Raw genomic sequence first — 23,073 nt, forward strand, 5'->3', positions numbered from 1 at the left:
AATCGATTTTACCGAGGAGTGACCCGTCATCATCGACAGTCGCTCCTTTTTGTTTTTAAAGACGTTGCAACCGGGGTGGTGATCATTTCTTGAGCCAACTTGACAGGACACAAAAAAGCCCAACCTTTCGGTTGGGCTTTTTGAACTTTCCGATAAATCGAAAGTTACATTTGCTCGATCATGTCGTCAGCAAACTCTGAACACTTGCGCAATGTCGCGCCATCCATTAGGCGTTCAAAATCATAGGTGACCGTCTTATTGCTGATCGCTTTCTCCATTGAAGAGATGATCAAATCAGCAGCTTCAGTCCAACCCAAATGACGAAGCATCATTTCAGCAGACAAGATCAGTGAGCCAGGGTTTACCTTGTCCTGACCAGCATACTTAGGCGCAGTACCGTGAGTAGCTTCAAACAGAGCAACACCATCACCAATGTTTGCGCCAGGTGCAATACCGATACCACCAACTTGCGCAGCAAGAGCATCAGAGATGTAGTCACCGTTCAGGTTCATAGTTGCAATAACATCATATTCCGCTGGGCGAAGCAGAATTTGCTGCAGGAATGCATCAGCAATAACGTCTTTAATGATGATTTCTTTGCCCGTGTTTGGGTTTTTGAAAGACATCCAAGGGCCGCCATCCAACAACTCAGCACCAAACTCATCACGCGCAACTTCATAACCCCAGTCTTTGAAAGCACCTTCGGTAAACTTCATGATGTTACCTTTATGAACAATGGTCATAGAGTCACGATCGTTGTCAACAGTGTACTGAATTGCAGCACGAACCAAACGTTTCGTACCTTCTTCAGAGATAGGCTTGATACCTACACCGCACTGTTGTGGGAAGCGAATCTTTGTCGCACCCATTTCGTCTTGCAGGAACTTGATTACTTTGTCAGCTTCGGCAGTGCCAGCTTTGAACTCAACACCTGCATAAATGTCTTCTGAATTTTCACGGTAGATTACCATGTCAGTCAGCTCAGGCTGCTTCAGAGGGCTTGGAACACCTTCGAAGTAGCGAACAGGACGCGCACAGATGTACAAATCAAGCTCTTGACGCAAAGCAACGTTCAACGAACGGATGCCGCCGCCAACTGGGGTTGTCAAAGGACCTTTAATAGCAACTTTGTAATCGCGGATATATTCTAGAGTTTCTTTTGGAAGCCACTCGTCTTCGCCATACACCTGCGTGGATTTCTCACCAGTGTAGATTTCCATCCAGGAAATTTTGCGGTCGCCGCTATATGCTTTTTTAACAGCTGCATCGACAACCTTGATCATCGCAGGGCTAACATCAACACCGATGCCATCACCTTCAATGAAAGGAATGATTGGGTTGTTAGGTACTACCAGCTTGTTTCCGTCCAGAGTGATTTTCTGGCCATTAGCCGGAACAACAACTTTAGTTTCCATTAATACTCTCTCCTAGCGTCCATTTATCCTGTATACATGCCAGCAAAAACACACTCCACAACGTCCTTGGGGTACAGTCTAAAATCGCTTGATAAGTATGTTCACGTATTAGATGTGGATGCTGTGGCAGCATTACAGAGAATTGTTCTGCGTGGTAAATCATGTGGCCGAAAGAATACTTTAATTTCACAAATGCGCCAATCAGATTATTCCATGTATAATACCGAGGTCTCATTTGTAGCCCGAGCTGATTGACATAATCTAATGACCTTTTCTCAAAAAACTGTTCACAAAAAGAACAAGCTTTCACAATCTGGTAAACAAAACAAAAAGAAGCCAGTTCAGCACAAGAAACATCAGCCTAAAAGGCCCAGAGGCCAAAGGCGTATCATTTTATTTAATAAGCCGTTTAATACGCTAACACAATTCACTGGTGAGCCCGGAGACTCAACACTTTCGGACTTTGTACCAATAAAAGATATCTATGCGGCAGGACGTCTCGACAAAGACAGTGAAGGGCTTTTAGTGCTAACAAATGATGGCAGTCTTCAGGCCAGATTAACTCAGCCCAAGTCTAAACAACCGAAGACGTATTGGGTACAAATAGAGGGTACACCATCTTCTGATGCCATCAGAAAGCTACAGCAAGGTGTTGAGCTTAAAGATGGCTTAACGTTACCCGCAGACGTTAAACTAATCGATGCGCCTGATGTATGGCAAAGAAATCCTCCCGTCAGATTCAGAGCAAATATCCCGACGACTTGGCTTTCTATTACATTGAGAGAAGGTCGAAATAGACAGGTCAGAAGGATGACCGCCCATGTAGGACATCCGACCCTACGGCTTATTCGTTATAGTATGGCTGACTGGACGGTTGAAGCTTAAAGCCTGGTGAGTGGAGAGAAGTGTCATTAAAATATGACATTTCTTCACCGAACGTAAAACGTGACTAGGTTCTCATCTGTTTACCTCATGAACTTTCTGTTAAACTCTGCCACCGATTAAATTGGAGCATGAATTTTCGCTATGTCAGACAACAGCAACAAAAAAGTTATCGTAGGCATGTCAGGGGGCGTTGACTCTTCTGTTTCTGCTTATCTTCTTCTTCAACAAGGTTATCAAGTTGAAGGCCTATTTATGAAAAACTGGGAAGAAGACGATAACGAGGAATATTGTTCAGCGGCAGAAGATCTTGCCGATGCACAAGCTGTCTGTGACAAGTTAGGTATTACTCTCCACACCATTAATTTTGCCGCTGAGTATTGGGATAATGTGTTTGAACATTTCCTGACTGAGTATAAGGCGGGCCGCACGCCCAACCCTGATATCCTGTGTAATAAAGAGATAAAATTTAAAGCTTTTCTCGAGTTTGCGGATGAAGTGCTTGAAGCTGATTACATTGCGATGGGCCACTACGTGCGTCGGTCTTTTCCTGTTTCTGAGGAAAAAATGCCTAAGATGCTTCGTGGTCGTGACAGCAACAAAGATCAAAGTTACTTCCTTTACACACTGAGCCACGACCAAATCGCTCGCAGTCTCTTCCCTGTCGGTGAATTAGAAAAACCCGAAGTCAGAAAAATTGCAGAAGAGCAGGATTTAGTTACTGCGAAAAAGAAAGACTCAACAGGCATTTGCTTTATCGGTGAGCGTAAGTTCACTGACTTCCTCTCACGTTACCTACCCGCTCAACCCGGTGTTATCGAGACTACTGAGGGGCAAGAAATCGGAGAGCATCAGGGCTTGATGTACCATACTCTTGGCCAGCGTAAAGGGCTGCACATTGGTGGTCAAAAAGGCGGTAATGGTAATGAAGAGCCTTGGTACGTTGTTGATAAAGATGTAAGCCGAAATGTACTTATCGTAGGTCAGGGGGCTAATCACCCTGCCCTATTTTCCCAAGGTCTGATTGCTGGTCAGTTGCATTGGGTTGACCGTTCACCAATCGCTCAATCATTGAAGTGCACCGTGAAAACGCGATACCGCCAACAGGACATATCATGTACCATCGAACCTGTTGATGAGCTGACAATTAAAGTCATTTTTGATGAACCGCAAGCCGCGGTGACACCCGGACAGTCAGCGGTATTTTATCTGGATGATGTTTGCCTAGGTGGTGGCATCATCGAACAGCGTATATAGGAGCTTAGTGAGTGGCCAATACTTCTTATGATCGTACCATCGCATTTGCTGGTATATGTCAGGCAGTAAAACTGGTGCAGGAAGTTGCAAGAACAGGCGGTTGTGACCGTGAACAACTTCATACCAGCCTTAACAGTATTGTCGTCACTGACCCTCCGAACACCGCCGAAGTATATGGCGGAGAACAAAATCTGCTGGTCGGTTTACGCACCATAGTGGAAGAGTTTGATACCAGCAAAAGTGATGGCGAAATGACTCGCTATTTGATAAATCTCTTGGCTCTGGAGCGCAAGTTATCAGCGCGTCGTGATAGCTTGTCACAACTTGGCGATAGAATCAGCACCGTACAACGTCAGGTTGGCCACTTTGAATTACTTGATGATCAAATGATCAGCAACCTCGCCAGTGTTTACCTCGATACCATCAGCCCGCTAGGGCCTCGTATTCAGGTCACTGGCTCTCCCGCCCAGCTTCAGCAGACAGGTGTTCAGCACAAGGTACGTTCGCTGTTGCTGGCTGGAATGCGCAGTGCCGTCCTTTGGCGGCAGGTAGGCGGTAAACGCCGACACTTGATATTTGGCCGAAAAAATATGATTGAACAGGCCAAAATCATCCTCGCCCGAAATTCTTAATATATAGTTCAGGAGTTACATAATGGAACTGTCAGCACTGACTGCTGTTTCCCCGGTTGATGGCCGCTACGGTACGAAAACGATTGCGTTGAGATCTATTTTCAGTGAGTTTGGTCTGCTGAAGTATCGCACCGTTGTTGAGATTCGTTGGCTACAAAAGCTGGCTACAACGGATGCAATAGCTGAAGTACCTGCATTCAGTGCAGAAGCGAACGCTCTTCTCGATAAAATTGCCGCTGAATTCAGTGAAGCCGATGCATCTCGTATCAAAGAGATCGAGCGCACGACCAACCACGATGTCAAAGCTGTCGAATACTTCCTGAAAGAGAAAGTCGCTGAAAATGCCGAACTCAATGCGGTCAATGAATTCATTCATTTCGCATGTACCTCTGAAGATATCAACAACCTGTCACACGCACTGATGCTGAAAGAAGCACGTGAAGACGTGATGCTTCCAGAAATCCGGAATATCATTGATGCAATCAAGGGCCTTGCCGACGAGTACCGTGATGTTCCTCTTCTTTCAAGAACACATGGCCAGCCAGCTTCTCCATCTACGATGGGTAAAGAAATGGCGAATGTCGCATATCGCATGGAGCGTCAATTCCGTCAGATCGAGAATATTGAAATTCTTGGTAAGATTAATGGCGCAGTAGGTAACTATAACGCGCACCTGTCCGCGTACCCAGATATCGACTGGCACCAATACAGTGAAGAGTTTGTTACTTCACTTGGCATCGACTGGAACCCGTACACTACGCAAATCGAGCCGCACGACTATATTGCGGAACTTTTTGATGCGATTGCACGTTTCAACACTATCCTGATTGATTTCGACCGTGATGTCTGGGGTTATATTGCTCTGGGTCATTTCAAGCAGAAAACAATTGCTGGCGAAATTGGCTCTTCGACGATGCCACACAAAGTTAACCCAATTGACTTTGAAAACTCTGAGGGCAACCTGGGTCTGGCAAACGCTATTTTTGGCCATCTGGCTCAAAAACTGCCAATTTCTCGATGGCAGCGTGACCTGACCGATTCAACCGTACTTCGTAACCTTGGTGTTGGTTGTGGCTATGCCATTATCGCTTATACCTCAACGCTGAAAGGTATCAGCAAGCTCGAAGTAAATCGTGCAGCACTTGAAGCAGAGTTAGACAAAAACTGGGAAGTACTGGCAGAGCTGTTCAAACCGTTATGCGTCGTTACGGCATAGAGAAGCCATACGAGAAACTGAAAGAGCTGACTCGCGGCAAACGCGTAGACGGCGAAGGTATGCGTCACTTTATTGATGGCCTCGAACTCCCAGAGTTTGAAAAAGAGCGTTTGAAGCAGATGACGCCAGCTAATTACATTGGTGAAGCAATTTCGCTGACTGACAACTTGTAATTACTGTTATTGTATTAACAAAGCCCAGACACACATTGTCTGGGCTTTTTCGTATGAATGGAGTGTATTAATAGGTTAATCAACGATTGATAAGCGTTATACTTGAGCCAAATAAAATCAGCCGTCCAAACATATGTATCAGTTCAACTTTGATCTAGACCAATTCCTTGCCGAGTTCTGGCAGAAAAAACCCACCATCATTCGTAACGGCTTCGCTAACTTTGAAGACCCTATATCACCAGACGAACTTGCCGGTCTGGCTATGGAAGAAGAAATAGACTCCCGCTTTGTATCAAACGCGACAGGTAAGTGGGAGGTCCAACATGGTCCATTTGACACTTTCGAATACTTCCCCGATACCGAATCACAGTTGATTGTTCAGGCATCAAATCATTGGCATCCGGGCCCTCGCGCCTTATCAGCGCCATTTAATAAGCTGCCAAACTGGCTCTTTGATGACGTAATGACCTGCCTGTCCATGCCAGGTGGTGGGGTGGGCCCGCATATTGATCAGTATGATGTGTTCATCATTCAGGGCATGGGTAAGCGACGATGGCGTGTCGGTCCGCAAGGCGAGTATGAAGATGCAAATCACGAGAGTGGGCTTCGTCAAATTACAGGGTTTGATGCCATCATTGATGAGGAGCTTAACCCCGGCGACATCATCTATATTCCACCCGGGTTCCCACATGAAGGGAATACCAGCGAAGTATCGCTAAGTTACTCTATTGGCTACCGCTCACCCAAAAAGCGTGAATTACTGAGTAGCTTCGCTGATTTTGTCATTTCCAACGATCAGGGTGATGTGCACTATCATCAACCCGCGCTCAAGGCACGGGATAAAAGCGGGATGGTTTCGGCCACGGACAAAGATGAACTCAATGAGATGTTGATGTCATTGCTCACTGATGATGAAATAAAATCCCGCTGGCTGGGAGAGCTTCTTAGCCAATCGAGACATGAGTTGGACATAATGCCTGCAGAGCCACCATGGCAAATGGCTGAACTCACGGAGTTTGTCAGCGATAACCTTGTTCTTGAGAGGGTTGCGGGTCTCAAAGCGCTCTATCATCAAGAAAACCCTTCATTGATTTTCATCAATGGCGATACTTATGAACTCAATGATGAAAACGCACCACTGATTTCCCATCTGCTGTGTAATCTAGAGAGCTTTACTGGCTCTGATATGGGTAAACTGGCAGAGAACCCTGCATTTATGGATTTATTGTTAATGCTATGCAATCAGGGGTATTGGTATCCGCAGGCTTAATGCCCAAAGCACCATACAACAAACACAAAAAAGCCTTCCAAATGGAAGGCTTTTTCATTCTGTAGTCTGCGCGAATTAAACAACAAACTGGCCAACAAGGCTCTTCTGTTGCTCTGACAATGACGCTAATCGCTGGCCAACCTCCGCAGAGCGTTCGGCATTAGTAAGAATGCCTTCACTCTGTTCGCGAATATTTGACACATTGCCATTCACTTCCGCTGAAACGGTCCGCTGTTCCTCTGCCGCCCTAGCAATTTGTGCATTCAACTCTTCAATCGAACGTATTGCCTCAGCTATGTTGTTGAGACTATTCGCGGCTTCTTCAACTTGAAGTGACGTGTCCCCTGCAAGTTTATTGCCTTCTTCGATAGCACCAACGACTGAGCCAATACCTATACCCACTTCTTCGATCACTTCCCTAATCTGGGTCACGGATTGTTGAGAGCGAATTGATAGTTGGCGAACTTCTTCTGCCACAACAGCAAATCCTTTACCTTGATCCCCAGCCCTCGCGGCTTCAATCGCCGCATTAAGGGCCAGTAAATTTGTTTGGTCAGAGACGCCCTCAATGACAGTAAGAATCTGGTTAATACTTTCATTGCTGCTCTTTAACTGCTCAACAACAGGTTTAGCGGCATTCATCTTATCAACCAAAGAGTTCATAGACTGCGCTGATTGGCTGGCGACGCTTTGACCAGAAGTGGCAGCCGTAGTCGCAGAAATGGCAGCATTCAACGCATTTTCGGTATGATTAGCGACTTCACTCGCTGTCATCGTCATTTGCTCTGCCGCCGTAGCAACCAGATCGACCTCACGGAATTGTAATTCACTGCCATCACGAGTGTTTCCGGCAATATCTGCGGCCCCGCGCGCAGTTTGCTCAATCTCAGACACTGATTGAACAACGTCTTGAATAATACCTTGCAACTTATCAAGAAATTTATTGAACCAATTTGCTAATTCGCCAACTTCATCTTGCTGCTTAAGCTCAATCCTTTGGGTAAGGTCACCTTCACCCGAAGCGATATCTTTCAAACGTTCAACCACCACTTTAATTGGTTTAACGATCTGCTGAGCAGCAAAATAAACAATCACTAGTCCGAGGCCAATAATAACTACGCCGATTAACCAGGTGGTATTTTGAGACGTTGAAAACTGGTCACTGACAATATCCCCCAATTCATAGGCGTCTGCTAAAACTGTGTTGACTGGTAATTGGATCACAACACCCCAATTTCCAGATCCAGTACTAATAGGCTTAAAGACTTGCAACCATTTGTCGTCGTCAGTCCATCTTACTTGTATCTGGTCACTATTTAGCCAGTTGGCAAGCGCTGATGGCATTGAACTATCGCCCGTGATGATGTCACCGATCCGAGATATATCTTGGTCCCAAGCCGCAAGTACGCCATCATTCCCAACGATAGTAACGTTCCCAGCACCGCCATAAAGCTTACTGTCTACATCGACAAGAATACTTTGTAGTTGGCTAAGATTGATATCCAGCCCCATTATCCCAAGCACTTTTCCATTTTGTACCAGAGGAACAGTAATTGAGGTTATCAATGATTGTGTACCAGATTGACTACTAACATGTGGCTTTAACACACACAAGGCGGCTGAAGACACCGAGCAGTCATACCAATCAGATGTAAAACCATCCAGTGATTCGGTACCAGCAATCTGAGCTTCAGAAAGGATTTGTCTGTCGGGCTCTTGGCCATTGTTGAACCAATAGGCGGAAAAACGCCCAGTATCATTGCCGCCCGCATAATCCGCATCGACGTAGTTGCTGTCTTCGCCATCCAGACCGTTTGGCTCGAATACGGCGTAAGCACCTTCGATATTTGAAAAGTTTTCGACTGCCAACTTGAGCATTTCACTGACAGAGTTTCTCAGTTCAGAACTGTTGGTGTAGTTCTCTTCAGCATTTTTCTTCAAGAAAATAACGCTTTGTGCAAGGGTTTGTGCACGGTAAATGGCCTCATCCAGAAACCCTTTTACTCGGGTAGCTTCTGTCTGAGCTTGACTGAGGACTAACGACTCGGTTTTATCTTTCAGTGATGAGACCGATAACTCACCGATGGTTTGTTGACTCTGATTGTTAAAGTATGCAGATATCGAAAGCAAAGCAAAGGCGGTAAAAAGTAAGCACAACCCTGAGACTAGGGTGACTTTCCACTGTACAGATAGCTTTTGCATAATCACGCTCCTTGCGTTAACAGCTACCAAAAGCAAAGCGATGGTTTTAGTTATATTCCGTTATTGTTTATCGACATTTTAAGCTTTTTTTTTTAGACAAAAAAGCGCGATCTTCATCGCGCTTTTTTCAATAAACGAAGCTTAAACCTCTACATGAAGACAGGAAACGGCATGCCTGTCTTCACCCTTCAGTTGAGGCTTTTTATCCGCACACGATTCCGTAGCAATTGGACATCTTGTTCGGAAAACACAACCAGAAGGTGGATTCATTGGAGAGGGCAAGTCACCTTCAAGTAACTGAATCTCCTTTGAGCGCTCTTTATCAGGGTCAGGAATTGGCACCGCTGACATCAGAGCTTTTGTATATGGATGCTTCGGGTCGTCAAACAATGCTGAACCTTCAGCAAGTTCAACCGCATTACCGAGGTACATGACCAATACTCGATCAGAAATATGTTTAACAACTGACAAGTCATGCGCAATAAAGATAAGGCTCAGCCCCATTTCTTTCTGGAGTTCTTTTAACAGGTTCACCACTTGCGCTTGAATAGAGACATCAAGTGCTGATACTGGCTCATCACAAATTACAAGTTTCGGTTTCAGAATAAGCGCACGTGCAATACCAATACGCTGGCACTGACCACCAGAGAATTCGTGCGGATAACGGTTTATAACGTTGGGCAGAAGGCCAACACGTTTCATTATCCACTGAACCTCTTCTTTCACTTCTTCCTTACTTTTTTCTGGATAGAACGTCTTGAGAGGTTCAGCGATGATCTCACCGACAGTCATACGCGGGTTTAGTGAGGCCAGCGGATCCTGAAATATCATCTGGATTTCTTTGCGTTTCTCACGCTTTTCCGTATGAGACATTTTGGTTAAGTCATTACCCAACCAAACCGCTCTACCATCGGTCGCTTCAACGAGACCAATAATCGCGCGAGCAAGTGTCGATTTACCGCAGCCCGATTCACCCACAACACCCAATGTTTCGCCCTCATAAAGACGAATATTGACACCATCAACAGCTTTTAGTTTGATGGTTTAGTCCACGGCCAAGAAGAAGCCGGCATGATGTTAAAGTGGACTTTGAGATCCTCAATGTCCAGTAGAAGGTTTTTATCAACAATACCCATTACCAAGCCTCCTGATCAGAAAAACACGCTCTCAATCTGTCGTCACCAAATGGCGTGAGTATAGGCGCTTTAACCTTACACTCAGCGGTAACACGGTGACAACGCTCCTGGTAAGGGCAACCGGGAGGAAGGTGCAGCAAGTTTGGTGGATTACCTGGTATTGTTGGCAGAACTTCGCCTTCAGTATCCAGTCGAGGTATCGCTTTTAACAAACCTTCTGTATATGGATGGCCCGGCTGGTAGAAAATCTCGTTAACCTTGCCGTATTCCATCGTGCGGCCAGCATACATGACCAAAACTTTGTCACATGAGCCAGCCACAACGCCCAAATCATGGGTGATCATAATAATTGCAGTATTGAACTCAGACTTCAGTTCATTCAACAACTCCATGATCTGTGCCTGAACAGTCACATCAAGGGCAGTTGTTGGTTCATCTGCAATCAGAAGTTTCGGGCGGCATAACAAGGCCATCGCAATCATTACACGCTGGCGCATACCGCCAGAAAACTCATGCGGGTACATAGTAATACGCTTGCGTGCTTCAGGAATTTTAACAGCTTCGAGCATGCGAACAGACTCTTCGAAAGCTTCTGCTTTGCTCATACCTTTGTGAAGCATTAAGACTTCCATCAGCTGATCGCTGACTTTCATGTAAGGGTTCAAGCTGGTCATCGGGTCTTGGAAAATCATCGCGATTTGCTCAGCGCGAATTTTATTCAGCTCAGCTTCCGACAAGTTGAGGATTTCATTACCCTCAAACTTAGCACTACCCTTAATAATCCCGTTTTTGGCCAAAAGGCCCATAATCGCGAATACAGTCTGGCTTTTGCCAGATCCCGACTCACCAACGATACCCAAGGTCTCTCCACGATCCAGAGAGAAGTTCAGATCATTGACCGCCGTAACAATGCCGTCTTGTGTTGTAAATTCAACGCGCAGGTCTTTTACGTCTAACAGGCTCATACATCCTCCTTATCGGTCTTTCGGATCAAGGGCATCACGAAGACCATCACCCACGTAGTTGAAGCAAAACAGTGTTGTGACCATGAAAAGCGTTGGGAAAATCAGCATCCATGGTGCAAATTCCATTGTCTTTGAACCCTCATTGAGTAATGCGCCCCAACTGGTCATAGGCTCCTGAACACCCAGGCCAATAAAGCTCAAGAATGATTCGAATAAAATCAGACCCGGAATCGTCAGTGTAGAGTAAACAGCAATAATACCCAGAACGTTAGGGACGATGTGGCGTGTGATGATACGCCATTGGCTAACACCACAAACATGCGCAGCTTCAATGAACTCTTTATTCTTTAGACTCAACGTCTGACCACGTACGATACGTGCCATATCTAGCCAAGAAACCATACCAATCGCGACAAATAACAAAACAATGTCACGACCTAGTATTGTGACAAGAACAATGACTAAGAACATAAACGGGATTGACCCGAGGATTTCGACAATACGCATCATAACAGTATCTACACGTCCGCCTAAAAATCCTGATGTTGCGCCGTAAAGCGTCCCCATGACAACTGCGATAATTGCACCTACGACACCTACCATCAATGAAATTTGACCACCCATTAAAGTGCGGACAAATAGGTCACGACCTAGACTGTCAGTACCGAATAAATGGCCGTCTTCAGCAAGGCTTGGCGCTGCATAAATCGCATTCCAATCGGTATCATCAAATGCGTATTGGCTCATCATTGGGCCAAAGATAACGGCAAGCGTAATCACAGCAAGTATGCAGAGACTAACCATGGCCGCACGGTTCTTCTTGAAACGAATAAATGCGTCTTGCCACAGGCTACGACCTTCTACTTCAAGGTTTTCGGCAAGTTTCTCTACGGAGTTAATTTTCTCTTTGTGTGTCGTCAACATAACGCAGCCCTTTAATAACGAATCTTTGGATCGATTGCAGCAAGAAGCACGTCAACAATGGCGTTGAACATGATTGTCAAAGTGCCGATCAGAATGGTAACGCCAAGCACCAATGAGTAATCACGGTTGAAGGCTGCTTGAACGAAGATCTTACCAATGCCTGGCAGGCCGAAGACAGTTTCTATGACGACAGAACCAGTTATGATTCCGACAAACGCAGGCCCCATATAAGAAATAACAGGCATCAGGGCTGGCTTTAACGCATGTTTTACAATGATGTAGCGGTAACTCATTCCTTTGGCACGCGCCGTTCGAATGAAGTTACTGTTTAATGTTTCAATCATGCTACCACGGGCAATTCGCGCGAATGCTGCAGCATAGAGAATAGACATAGCGATCACTGGCATGACCATATATTCGAGAGAGCCATTGAACCATCCTCCTGAAGGCAGTAAGTTCAGCTCAATCGAGAAAACATAAATGAGCATTGGCGCAAATACGAATGAAGGTAATACAATGCCCAGCATCGCTGACGCCATTATGGTGTAGTCTCCCCAACTATTTTGTTTCAACGCACCAATCGTCCCTGCCAATACACCTGTACAAACCGCAAATATAAAGGCATACAGACCTACTTTCGCGGATACAGGAAAAGCTGCAGAAATCAACTCAGTCACTGTATAATCTTTGTATTTAAATGACGGACCAAAATCACCTTGTAGAACCCCGCCAAGGTAATTGAAATACTGCTCAGACAATGGTTTATCAAAACCATACTTTTCATTGATATTGTTCAGAACTTCTTGTGGAAGAGCCTTCTCTGAAGAAAAAGGTGTACCGGGCGCAAAACGCATCAAAAAGAAAGAAATAGTGATCAACACCAGTATCGTCGGTATTGCTTCTAAAATTCGCTTGAAAATAAACTTCAACATAACTCAACCACGCATGTTTCTTATTCGGAAAAGCCAACTCTCCTGCAAACAGAAGAGCTGGCTTTATTAAAGCTAATACTTAGTTAGCTTTTAGATAAAGATCCTTGGTATAGACATTTTGCTCTGGGTTATTGAACGGATAGCCACCCAAAGTCGGCTTGATAAGGAACTTGTTAACATACTGATAGATAGGTGCAATCGGCATGTCTTCCGCTAACTTAGCCTCAGCATCATTGTACGCTTGAGAACGTTCTGCATCAGAAGACGCTGCATATGCTTGCTCGATGATATTATCGTACTCAGTACTTCCGTAGTCTTTACCGGCACTCTCATTGTCGCTTTGCATCAGTGTCAAGAAGGTTGAAGCTTCGTTGTAGTCCGCACACCATCCGGCACGCGCCACTTGGTAGTTACCTTTGCGCGTTGTATCTAGGTAAGTTTTCCATTCTTGGTTATCAAGTGTTACTTTCACACCCAAACGTTTCCACATAGAAGCAAGGGCAACTGCAATTTTCTTGTGAGATTCGTTAGTGTTATACAAAAGAGTGAAATCAAGTGGATTGTCTTGGCTGAAACCAGCAGACTCCAGAAGCTTCTTCGCTTCCGCGTCACGTTCTTTTTGAGTCAGGTTTGCATAGGCAGGTTTAGCCGGATCGAATCCGCCAATACCGCCATGGGTTAGGAAATAGGCTGGCTTTTCACCTGCACCCAGCAGGGCATTAGAAACTACATCACGGTTGATACCGTAAGAGAGCGCCTTACGAACGCGCGGATCATCAAACGGCTTAACTTTCGTATTGAAGCGGTAGTAGTAAGTACAGAGTCTATCAACAACAGTAAGGCTTTCAGGGTGTTGTTTTTTCAAACGCTTATAGTGCTCAGGAGGGATTGTGCTTGTTAGCTCAAGCTCTCCAGCAAGGAAACGGTTCATTTCGGCGTTCAAATCATCAATTGGAAGATATGACACCTTATTAATGACAGTTTTGGCGTCATCCCAGTAGTTCTTATTTCGCTCAAGAGCAATACGTTCGTTCACAACCCAATCAGCCACAGTATATGCACCATTGCCAACAAAGTTACCTGGCTTGGTCCATTGATCACCGTACTTCTCTACAGTTGCTTTGTGAACTGGGCTAATCGTCGTGTGGCCTACCATCTTGACGAAGTATGGGATGGGTTTAGCCAGCTTGAATTCCAGAGTGTAGTCATCAAGAGCCTTTACGCCCAAAGTATCGGGCGACTTTTCACCAGCAATGATCTCATCGCCGTTGGCGATTTTCATTTTTGCGATATACCAAGAGTACGGAGACGCAGTGGCAGGATCGGTAACACGCTTGATGGAATACTCAAAGTCCTGCGCAGTTACAGGATCGCCGTTTGACCATTTAGCGTCTTTGCGAAGGTTGAAAACGTAAGTTTTGTCATCAACCTGCTTCCAGCTCTCGGCTGCGCCTGGAATTACATTTCCGTCTTCGTCCTGAATTACAAGCGTTTCAAAAAGGTCGCGTGCGATATTTGACTATGGAACACCAGAAATTTTGTGTGGGTCAAGAGACTCTGGCTCAGCGCCATTACCACGAAGGATTTCTTGCTTTGCCGCCAGCTTGATACCCGCCGGGACATCAGCCGCAAAAGAAGTGAAAGAAGTTGCAGCGACCGCCATGCCAGCACTCATCATAAGTGCTTGAGTTATCTTGTTCTTTAACATTTAGAACTCCAATCTGTCCATAATTTGCATCCATGTACCCTCCTTCAACTCCTCTCATGAGTTTCTGAGATACCTGTTTTGATAACAGGTCGGAGGTGGGAGAATTGCTTTGAACATTACCAAGCATCAAAGTAATTTACCATAAAGAAGCCTTAAAAAGTCATAATAAACCAATACACAACCTATTAGCGATATATATATCTGGTTTTATATGTTTTTCGCAGATGAAAAATCAGGAAAGATGAAGATTTGGATAATAATTGACGAGAATTAACCAATAAATAATAAAAAATAAGCGTTATATCCTGTAATTAGCTCGTTACTACGGCATTTACCTAGCACAAACAACTTCATATCAGTAAATACAACCATACATAAAAAGTCGTTTTTCTTACATTAAAATTCTGATGATCCTTCATATAGATTATGTAACATGTAAAGTATTTCAAACAAAAAAAAGACACGCAGCCAATAAACATAAAATTAACATACTGATAACAAGGCATCTTGGTGCAAATTTTCTTACAAAGTGATGTCGGTCGAAAAGTCGTTTTTTCACAACATCTAAAGACAAAAACGCCAGCAAAGAGCTTGCTGGCGCATCGTAAACAATTTCTTACATGTGTTATTTCTGTTGGTCTTCTAAGTTAATAGGATCTTTCTTTTTTGAACTTCCAGACTTCTTCTCAACCAACTCATTATTAACAAAATCATCAGATCTCTCGGGCAGGACTTCATTCAACATCTGCTTCAAACGTTTGTTCGAGTATCTTCTGTGTTTCATGCCTATTCTCCCTCATTAATAATCACAGGAATATATTCCTGTACAGAGAGAGTCTAGCAAAGCATTCAAAATACGCCTGCTCAGACCTGAGACTTTATCCCTGGGCGCTCTACAAACACGAAAGTGAAAAATGAGGGGGTCGACAGCAGCTAAAAGCACTCAGTTACGATCTAAGGAATGATGTCTCTCGGGTTCATTTAATAGAAACAAAAGCTAAACAATCAGTAAGTGCCGTTAGATAGAAGTAAAGTCTGAAATATTAAAAAACCTCGAGCACACGAGGGACTTTTTACATAGTCATCATTATATACCTCTGTTTTTCATCGATTTTTTAGCATCATTTCAAAATTTTTCATATTCGTTGCATCTAATTTTTTTTGAAAAATTAAGTATCAAATACAGAATCTATTTGCAGTGACTCCAAAACTATTCCGCAACCCTTTAATAACACATCAATAACAATGAAACTCAAACCGCTCACATTCAGCTTTCGGCCACAAGCGTTTGAGCAAATTTCTTTAATTTCAAGGAACTGAAAATGAAGCCAAATAAATTGATGCGTTACGTCGCACCCGCATTGCTCGCGGCTGCTGCGAGTCCTGTCGCGCAAGCAGCCCCAGGACAACCCCTGATTTCATGGATGGACACAGATTTTGCCATTATTGAAGTCAGCCAATCTGCATCTGCATATAAAGACCTAGTGACGGTAAAAGATGCTGCAGAAGTCCCAGTTAAATGGGATCGCTGGTCTGGAGAGGCTGGTGATAGCTGGCGCGTGTTACTCAATGGCGAAGTGGTATTTGAAAAAGATATCGCTGAATCAGCAAGCCAAAGCGATTCAACGACGCTTCAAGTAAAACAAGGCGGCCAATATGCCATGACCGTTGAGCTGTGTAGCGGAACAGGTACGGAGCTTCAGTGTACGGCAAGTGCACCGAAAAACATTGTTGTTGCAGATACCGACGGTAGCCACCTCGACCCACTGCCGATGAACGTTGACCCAAACAATGGGAACTATACAACACCTGATGACACGGTTGTTGGTGCTTATTTTGTTGAATGGGGTGTATTTGGTCGCAAATTCCCTGTCGATAAAGTCCCAGCTCAGAACCTGACACACATTCTCTATGGCTTCGTTCCAATTTGTGGTCCTAACGATTCTCTCGGCGAAATCGAGAACGGCGCGAGCCTTGCCGCGTTGAACAGAGCCTGTAAAGGTACTGCTGACTATGAAGTAGTTATCCACGACCCTTGGGCAGCAGTTCAAATGCCTCACCCTCAGTCAGGTCATAGCTATAGCACACCTTATAAAGCACTTACGGCCAGATGATGGCGTTGAAACAACGTTATCCAGACCTGAAGATCGTTCCGTCGATCGGTGGCTGGACGCTGTCTGACCCATTCTACGATTTCGTAGATAAATCTAAGCGAGATACCTTCGTTGCCTCCGTTAAGCGTTTCCTACAGACATGGAAATTCTATGACGGTGTTGACATTGACTGGGAATTCCCTGGCGGCCAAGGTGCACACCCAACAAAAGGTGATCCTGAGCGTGATGGCCCAGCTTACATTGCATTAATGCAAGAGCTGCGTGCGATGCTTGACGAGCTAGAAGCGGATACTGGTCGTACTTATGAGCTGACTTCTGCAATTGGTTCTGGCTACGATAAAATCGAAGATGTTGACTACGCTGAAGCAGTTAAGCATATGGATTACATCTTTGCGATGACCTATGACTTCTACGGTGGTTGGAGCAACGTTGTTGGTCACCAGACTGCACTTAATTGCGGTAGCCACATCTCTGCAGATGAGTGTGCAGGTACAGGTGTTGATAGTGACGGCAAGCCTCGTAAAGGCCCAGGTTACTCAACCTCAAATGCTATTGATTTGCTTCTTGCACAAGGCGTTCCAGCGAACAAACTTGTCGTCGGTACAGCAATGTATGCGCGTGGTTGGACTGGCGTAACTGAAGAGTCAATGACTGACCCATCAAACCCTATGACAGGTGTTGGCAACGGTAAAGTTGAAGGTTCTTGGGAAGCTGGCGTCATCGATTATAAAGATGTTGTAACCCGCTACATCAACAAACCTGGCGTTGTTGTTGGTTACGATGAGCAAGCAGAAGCACCTTACGCGTATGACCCATCAAACGGTGACCTAGTCACTTATGACAGCCCACGCTCTGTTCAAGCTAAAGGTGAATATGTACGTTCACTTGGCCTTGCAGGTCTGTTTGCTTGGGAAATTGATGCAGACAACGGTGATATCCTGAATGCAATGCAAGAGTCGCTCTCTGGCGCGCCTTGTGAAGTTGACTGCGTGCCAAACAAAGCACCAGTGGCTAACGCAGGCTCTGATTCATCTGTTAAAGGTCCAGTAACAGTTTCACTTGATGGCAGCCAGTCTAACGATACTGACGGTTCTATTGTTAGCTATGCATGGGTTCAGACTTCTGGTCCATCAGTTGTGGTCAGCAATGAGAACAGCGAGACAGCATCTGTATCTCTGCCGAAAGTATCTGAAAACACAAGCTACGTCTTTACACTGACAGTAACAGATGACAAAGGTGCAACAGCATCTGACTCTGTAAAAGTAACTGTTCAGGCCGACGGCGTTGTAGAGAACAATCCACCAGTGGCGGAAGTATCTGCACCATCTTCAGTGACAGCTGGAACCGCAGTAACTGTTGATGCAGGCGCTTCTACAGATGCAGATGGCGACACACTGACTTTCAACTGGACACAAGTTCCTGCTGGCATTGATGCAGTTGTGAATGGCTCTAAAGTCACGTTCACTGCTGCAAGCTACTCTGTTGACACTTCACTTAGCTTCACAGTAGAGGTATCAGACGGCAACGGTGGTAAAGATTCAGCGAGCGTTACTGTAACTGTGCAGAAAGACGACGTTTCAGAATGTCCGAATGCATGGGACAAAGGTCAAGTTTACCTGAAAGGTGACCAAGTCACTCACAACGGTAAAACGTATGAGGCTAAATGGTGGACTCAAGGTCAAGAACCTGGCACCACTGGTCCATGGGGTGTTTGGAAAGAAATCGGTGATGCTAACTGCGGCTAATTGACGCAACATAGCAACCATGAAAAAGCGCAGCCAAAATGGCTGCGCTTTTTACTTTCCGATAGAGAAATTTATTTCCAGCGGTTCGCGGCATCATCATCAGAAGTCTTGGCTTCTATCCAACGCTCTTCTTCTGCTAATCTCTCTTTTTTCCAAAATGGTGCCTGCGTTTTTAAAAAATCCATGATGAACTCACAGGCCTCAAATGCTGCTTTTCTATGTGCGCTAGTCACACCAACAAAGACAATTTGATCACCCAATGACAACTCACCAACCCTGTGTATCACACGAACATGATTCAACGGCCATCGTAACTTGGCATTATCGACAATACTAGCAAGCGACTTTTCTGTCATTCCAGGGTAGTGCTCTAACGTTAAGCCACGAACGTTGTCGCCGAGGTTCATTTCTCTGACTTTGCCCACAAAAGTGACAATAGCTCCGTCAGCATTATCTGTATTGAGCGCTTCATATTCTTCTGACTGCGAGAAATCCTCATACTGAACTGAAATCATTTTAACCACCCGTCACTGGCGGAAAAAATGCAACTTCATCGCCATCTTTCACTTCAGCATCCAAACTCGCGATAGTTTGGTTGATTGCAACGAGTAATTTTCCAGATTCCAATGCAAGCGCCCATTTGTCATTCTGAGCTGAAAGATGAGCACGAATACTCTCGGGATCGGGAAAGGTTTCGTGAAGGTCAACGCCCGCTACACCTGCTATTTCTTTAACCTGGGCAAAAAATAAAACTCGAATCATGCGTCCGCCTTAAAGTGCCCAGATTTACCACCCGTTTTTTCAAGGAGTTTTACTGAGCTGATCACTATGTCTTTTTGAACGGCTTTACACATATCATAAATTGTCAACGCTGCGACAGACGCAGCCGTTAATGCTTCCATTTCAACGCCTGTTTTACCTGTTAATTTGCACAGTGATTCAACGCGTACTTGAGAGGTTTCTTGGTTGGCAATAAGCGAGACCTCTACCTTCGAGAGCATTAATGGGTGGCAAAGAGGAATAAGCTCCCATGTCCTTTTCGCAGCCTGAATGCCCGCAATTCTCGCAGTGGCAAATACATCCCCTTTATGGTGTTGTCCCGATAGAATCAGAGACAGTGTTTCCGGAGCCATGTCTATTACAGCTTCTGCCCTTGCTTCACGGACTGTTTCAGCCTTGCCCGAAACATCTACCATATTAGCTTCACCTGATGCATTGATATGTGTCAGCTCAGACATATTCTTACCCTAAATGCGGCATGAAGTTACAAGGCTTATGGCTGGCATCTAATTGTTCTCTGATGATCTTCGTCCAACCTGTCCGACATGCTCCCGTTGAACCTGGCATACCGAAAATAACCGTATTATTTGCAAAACCGCCAACAGCCCTTGACTGGATAGTCGATGTCCCAATTTCCTGATAAGAAATCGCGCGAAATAATTCACCGAATCCTTCAACTTCTTTATCAAACAGCGGTTTAATCGCTTCTGGGGTACTATCGCGTGAGGTGAAACCTGTACCGCCCGTAATCATAACAACCTGCACATCATCGGATGCTATCCATTGCGAAATAATCGCACGGATTTTATAGATATCATCAACCACGATCTGTTTATCCGCAAGGCTGTGACCCGCTTCTTTAAGCGCATCAACGAGATAGCCACCTGAGGTGTCTGTTTCTTCATTTCGGGTATCTGATACCGTCAAGACTGCAATGTTTGCAGGTCGGAATTGGTTTGCCGCGTGGCCCATAAATTGTTTCCTTAAAATCGTTATTCTTTTAGCGTAAATCAACCGCCAATATATGCGAGATTTGGTGTCATGCCTGTCAGCCCCTGATCGAGAAAATGACTGACTTTTTTCTCTCCGAGCTGCGACTGAATTGTGTGGATAAGCTGCGGCTGATGTTCGTCGTTTTGCAAAAGGTCACGTAAGTCGACGCCATAATCACCGAATAAGCACATGTGAAGCTTGCCTCGGGCGGACACTCTTAGTCGATTACATGTCTCACAGAAATCCTTTTTGTAAGGCATGATCAAACCGACTTCACCCAAGTAATCAGGGTGCATATAGACCTCAGCAGGGCCATCATTTTTCTCTCTTGGCTTTAATATCCAACCATTCGCCAGCAGGTGATTGCGAATTGATACGCCTGACTGATGGAACTCTGAGAAGAAACCGTCCATCTCTCCAGTTTGCATCAATTCAATAAATCGAAGCTGGATAGGACGGGTTTTTATCCAATGTAAAAAAGCGGGTAGCTCCTGACTGTTGAGCTGCTTCATCAACACAGTATTGACTTTAACCTGTGAGAATCCAGCCTCGAAGGCTGCGTCAATACCACTCATGACCTCAACGAATTTATTTTCCCCAGTGATTTGGTGAAACATTCGCGGGTCAAGACTGTCCACACTGACATTGATGTGCGTCAAACCAGCATCGCGCCATTCATCAGCTCGCTTTGCTAACCGATAACCATTCGTCGTCGTAGCGACTTTCTCAATACCCGCCTGAGAGGCAACAGTAGAAATGATATCGGTGAAATCTTTGCGTAAACTTGGCTCACCACCAGTAATACGTACTTTGGTAGTCCCACATTTTGCAAATGCAGAGACAACCCGCTTGATTTCACCGACGGTCAAAAACGAGGAGTTTTTACCTGACGGTTTAAACCCATCAGGTAAACAGTACTGACATTTGAAATTACAAACGTCCGTGATCGATAAGCGCAAGTAATAAAACTTGCGTTGGTAGTTATCTTCGAAATGCATAGCAACGAAACACCTTTCCAAATTCGGGAGACGAGAACATTTCTGTGCCCGCCCTGGTGACTTAAGGTCACGGCCAAAGATGCATATCTTTTGTAGACTTAGCAGCAGAGGCTTCGGCTTTTGTCGCGAAGGTATCGCCACAAACTTCTTGTGACGAAAGCAACATATTTGAATCTAATTCGAGGTGGCCAGAGTAACAAGAGGGAGCGTAAAATATGAGAGAAAAAAGCGGTCTATCGCAGACATTTTAAGCAAACAATCGCATATTTGACACAGATCAAACAATCAAACCCTTCAGCGTATTTTGTTTGTTGTCAGACTTCTGTCATTCAAGCAAACCGTGAGTTTAATCCCCGGAATGTGGCGAATTTATTTGTTATATCCCTAGTTACTCATCCCTACTTTCAGTATACGAGTGGTACGTTTCAATATTTCATGATCTTGAAACTCGCTGTAATATGTTCAACGGACAACAATTATCAAAGACTTCATGAAAGCGGACAGTTATGAATTTAAGTCTTAAGAATACTCGTTTTGTAGCGATTGGCGGTGGCCATGGTCTGGGTAGGGTGCTATCAGCGCTAAGGCCATATGGTGAGAATGTGACCGGTATTGTTGCCACCACGGACAACGGTGGCTCAACAGGTCGTATCCGAGCCTGTCAGGGCGGTATAGCCTGGGGAGATACGCGGAATTGTATTAACCAATTAATTACAGAGCCATCAACAGGCTCAATGTTGTTCGAATATCGGTTTAAAGGTAATGGCGAACTCGATGGGCACAATCTGGGTAATCTCATTCTTACTGCCTTGGGTAATCTATCAATTCGACCGCTTGAGGCAATAAACCTGATTAGAGATATGCTAAAAGTCGATACCCATATATTGCCAATGTCTGAGCACTCTGCTGATCTTGCGGCAATTACTCAGCAAGGAGAAATAATCAGCGGCGAAACAAGTGTTGATGAGCTGCCCAATACCCCTACCCGACTGTTTATCGATCCCCCCGTCCCAGCAACTTGCGAAGCGGTTGAAGCGATAAGTAAAGCTGACGTTATCCTGCTCGGACCGGGAAGCTTTTTAACCAGTGTCATGCCGCCTCTTTTGCTGCCAGAGATTGGTCGAGCCCTAAAAAATGTGACGGCAAAGGTCGTATTCATATGCAACCTCGATAAAGAAGCTGGCCCTGCGGGGCAAATGTCCCATGAAACTATGCTTCACTGGTGTGAAAGAGCAATGGGAGGCAGGAGGATTGATATTGTGTTGGGAGAAGATGCCTCAGTATCAATAGATCCGAGCTACACCTACATTATTTCAAAGCTTGCCTCTGCCAACCACAAATGGCGGCATGACAGAGACAATCTATCAAAGGCTATCGAGGAGATGCTCGTCGACGGCTAGCGCACGGTACTTATTCGCCGCCCCTTTCAGCATAGAGGTGAGTTCATTGATATGGTCATGAACCCATATATCCTGACCCAGCTTAACTCTGGCTTCACATTCTTGTGCAAAATTTGCCAAGTCATCAGCACCAAAACTGGCCGCGCTACTCTTGATAGCGTGGCTTATCTCTCTGACATCTGACACCGTCGGTTGTTCAGAAAGCAGAGTCTGATAGCGGTTCAACTCATCGCTAAAAACGTTCAGTAAAACCGTTACTGTTTCTTCACCTACTTCATCCGCCAAACGGCGCAGTGTATCCCGGTTTATTGTCGTTTCCATCGTTTGTCCC

General features: G+C 45.1%; 16 protein-coding genes, 5 pseudogenes and 1 riboswitch. Of the genes and pseudogenes, 7 read left to right on the forward strand and 14 right to left on the reverse strand.

What is annotated here, in order from left to right; all coding sequences use genetic code 11:
* Positions 1-164: 164 nt before the first annotated feature.
* Positions 165-1,415 carry an NADP-dependent isocitrate dehydrogenase gene (gene icd, locus CS022_RS08405; protein ID WP_129121918.1) on the reverse strand — a complete coding sequence of 417 codons (1,251 nt, stop codon included), beginning with the start codon at positions 1,413-1,415 and terminating at the stop codon, positions 165-167.
* 264 nt (positions 1,416-1,679) lie between these two features.
* Here icd and CS022_RS08410 point away from each other — a divergent pair.
* The 5 genes and pseudogenes from CS022_RS08410 to CS022_RS08430 all read left to right on the forward strand — a co-directional run bounded on the left by CS022_RS08410 (position 1,680) and on the right by CS022_RS08430 (position 6,845).
* Positions 1,680-2,368: pseudogene (locus tag CS022_RS08410) on the forward strand (pseudouridine synthase).
* Between the two features lie 73 nt (positions 2,369-2,441).
* Positions 2,442-3,554 carry a tRNA 2-thiouridine(34) synthase MnmA gene (gene mnmA / locus CS022_RS08415; RefSeq protein ID WP_129121919.1) on the forward strand — a complete coding sequence of 371 codons (1,113 nt, stop codon included), beginning with the start codon at positions 2,442-2,444 and terminating at the stop codon, positions 3,552-3,554.
* 11 nt (positions 3,555-3,565) lie between these two features.
* The gene (hflD, locus tag CS022_RS08420) at positions 3,566-4,186 is read left to right on the forward strand and encodes a high frequency lysogenization protein HflD (protein WP_129121920.1); all 621 of its coding nucleotides are present in this window, start codon (positions 3,566-3,568) and stop codon (positions 4,184-4,186) included.
* Between the two features lie 22 nt (positions 4,187-4,208).
* Positions 4,209-5,575, forward strand: a pseudogene (gene purB / locus CS022_RS08425) (adenylosuccinate lyase).
* Positions 5,576-5,708: 133 nt separating this feature from the next.
* Positions 5,709-6,845 carry a ribosomal protein uL16 3-hydroxylase gene (locus CS022_RS08430; protein ID WP_129121921.1) on the forward strand — a complete coding sequence of 379 codons (1,137 nt, stop codon included), beginning with the start codon at positions 5,709-5,711 and terminating at the stop codon, positions 6,843-6,845.
* 75 nt (positions 6,846-6,920) lie between these two features.
* On the opposite strand, the gene CS022_RS08435 is transcribed toward CS022_RS08430, so the two are convergent.
* The 7 genes and pseudogenes from CS022_RS08435 to CS022_RS24840 form a co-directional block, all read right to left on the reverse strand.
* Positions 6,921-9,047 (reverse strand): methyl-accepting chemotaxis protein, encoded by a 2,127-nt coding sequence (locus CS022_RS08435; RefSeq protein ID WP_129121922.1) that lies wholly within the window; start codon positions 9,045-9,047, stop codon positions 6,921-6,923.
* Positions 9,048-9,188: 141 nt separating this feature from the next.
* Positions 9,189-10,183, reverse strand: a pseudogene (gene oppF, locus CS022_RS08440) (murein tripeptide/oligopeptide ABC transporter ATP binding protein OppF).
* Positions 10,183-11,148: an ABC transporter ATP-binding protein gene (gene oppD, locus CS022_RS08445; RefSeq protein ID WP_129121923.1), complete on the reverse strand. Its 966-nt coding sequence runs from the start codon at positions 11,146-11,148 to the stop codon at positions 10,183-10,185. Before oppD ends, oppF begins: the two are co-directional and overlap by 1 nt.
* A 9-nt stretch (positions 11,149-11,157) precedes the next feature.
* Positions 11,158-12,072, reverse strand: a complete 915-nt coding sequence (gene oppC / locus CS022_RS08450; protein ID WP_161569599.1) for an oligopeptide ABC transporter permease OppC — start codon at positions 12,070-12,072, stop codon at positions 11,158-11,160.
* A gap of 11 nt (positions 12,073-12,083) precedes the next feature.
* Positions 12,084-13,004 (reverse strand): oligopeptide ABC transporter permease OppB, encoded by a 921-nt coding sequence (oppB, locus tag CS022_RS08455; protein ID WP_129121924.1) that lies wholly within the window; start codon positions 13,002-13,004, stop codon positions 12,084-12,086.
* A gap of 79 nt (positions 13,005-13,083) precedes the next feature.
* Positions 13,084-14,712 (reverse strand): annotated as a pseudogene (locus CS022_RS08460) (ABC transporter substrate-binding protein).
* 625 nt (positions 14,713-15,337) lie between these two features.
* Positions 15,338-15,496 (reverse strand): hypothetical protein, encoded by a 159-nt coding sequence (locus CS022_RS24840; RefSeq protein WP_161569600.1) that lies wholly within the window; start codon positions 15,494-15,496, stop codon positions 15,338-15,340.
* Positions 15,497-16,052: 556 nt separating this feature from the next.
* Between CS022_RS24840 and CS022_RS08465 the strand changes: the two are divergent.
* A pseudogene (locus tag CS022_RS08465) lies at positions 16,053-18,571 on the forward strand (glycosyl hydrolase family 18 protein).
* A 71-nt stretch (positions 18,572-18,642) separates the two neighbouring features.
* On the opposite strand, the gene moaE reads toward CS022_RS08465, so the two are convergent.
* The 5 genes from moaE to moaA all read right to left on the reverse strand — a co-directional run bounded on the left by moaE (position 18,643) and on the right by moaA (position 21,342).
* Positions 18,643-19,086, reverse strand: a complete 444-nt coding sequence (gene moaE, locus CS022_RS08470; RefSeq protein ID WP_129121925.1) for a molybdopterin synthase catalytic subunit MoaE — start codon at positions 19,084-19,086, stop codon at positions 18,643-18,645.
* Between the two features lies 1 nt (position 19,087).
* Positions 19,088-19,333 carry a molybdopterin synthase sulfur carrier subunit gene (moaD, locus tag CS022_RS08475; RefSeq protein WP_129121926.1) on the reverse strand — a complete coding sequence of 82 codons (246 nt, stop codon included), beginning with the start codon at positions 19,331-19,333 and terminating at the stop codon, positions 19,088-19,090.
* Positions 19,330-19,809, reverse strand: coding sequence for a cyclic pyranopterin monophosphate synthase MoaC (gene moaC, locus CS022_RS08480; protein WP_129121927.1), 480 nt, complete (start codon positions 19,807-19,809; stop codon positions 19,330-19,332). The genes moaD and moaC overlap by 4 nt, the downstream gene beginning before the upstream one ends.
* A gap of 4 nt (positions 19,810-19,813) precedes the next feature.
* Positions 19,814-20,323, reverse strand: coding sequence for a molybdenum cofactor biosynthesis protein B (gene moaB / locus CS022_RS08485; RefSeq protein ID WP_129121928.1), 510 nt, complete (start codon positions 20,321-20,323; stop codon positions 19,814-19,816).
* Positions 20,324-20,361: 38 nt separating this feature from the next.
* Complete coding sequence (moaA, locus tag CS022_RS08490) at positions 20,362-21,342, reverse strand: GTP 3',8-cyclase MoaA (RefSeq protein ID WP_129121929.1); 981 nt, start codon at positions 21,340-21,342, stop codon at positions 20,362-20,364.
* A riboswitch (molybdenum cofactor riboswitch) is annotated at positions 21,337-21,472 on the reverse strand. Its footprint overlaps the gene before it by 6 nt.
* 376 nt (positions 21,473-21,848) lie before the next feature.
* Between moaA and yvcK the strand changes: the two genes are divergently transcribed.
* Positions 21,849-22,742 carry a uridine diphosphate-N-acetylglucosamine-binding protein YvcK gene (yvcK, locus tag CS022_RS08495; protein WP_129121930.1) on the forward strand — a complete coding sequence of 298 codons (894 nt, stop codon included), beginning with the start codon at positions 21,849-21,851 and terminating at the stop codon, positions 22,740-22,742.
* Here yvcK and CS022_RS08500 read toward each other — a convergent pair.
* The gene (locus CS022_RS08500) at positions 22,707-23,063 is read right to left on the reverse strand and encodes an Hpt domain-containing protein (protein ID WP_129121931.1); all 357 of its coding nucleotides are present in this window, start codon (positions 23,061-23,063) and stop codon (positions 22,707-22,709) included. The genes yvcK and CS022_RS08500 overlap by 36 nt on opposite strands.
* Positions 23,064-23,073 lie beyond the last annotated feature (10 nt).

Origin of the sequence: Veronia nyctiphanis (assembly GCF_004116385.1) — a bacterium.
Taxonomy (GTDB): Bacteria; Pseudomonadota; Gammaproteobacteria; order Enterobacterales; family Vibrionaceae; genus Veronia; species Veronia nyctiphanis.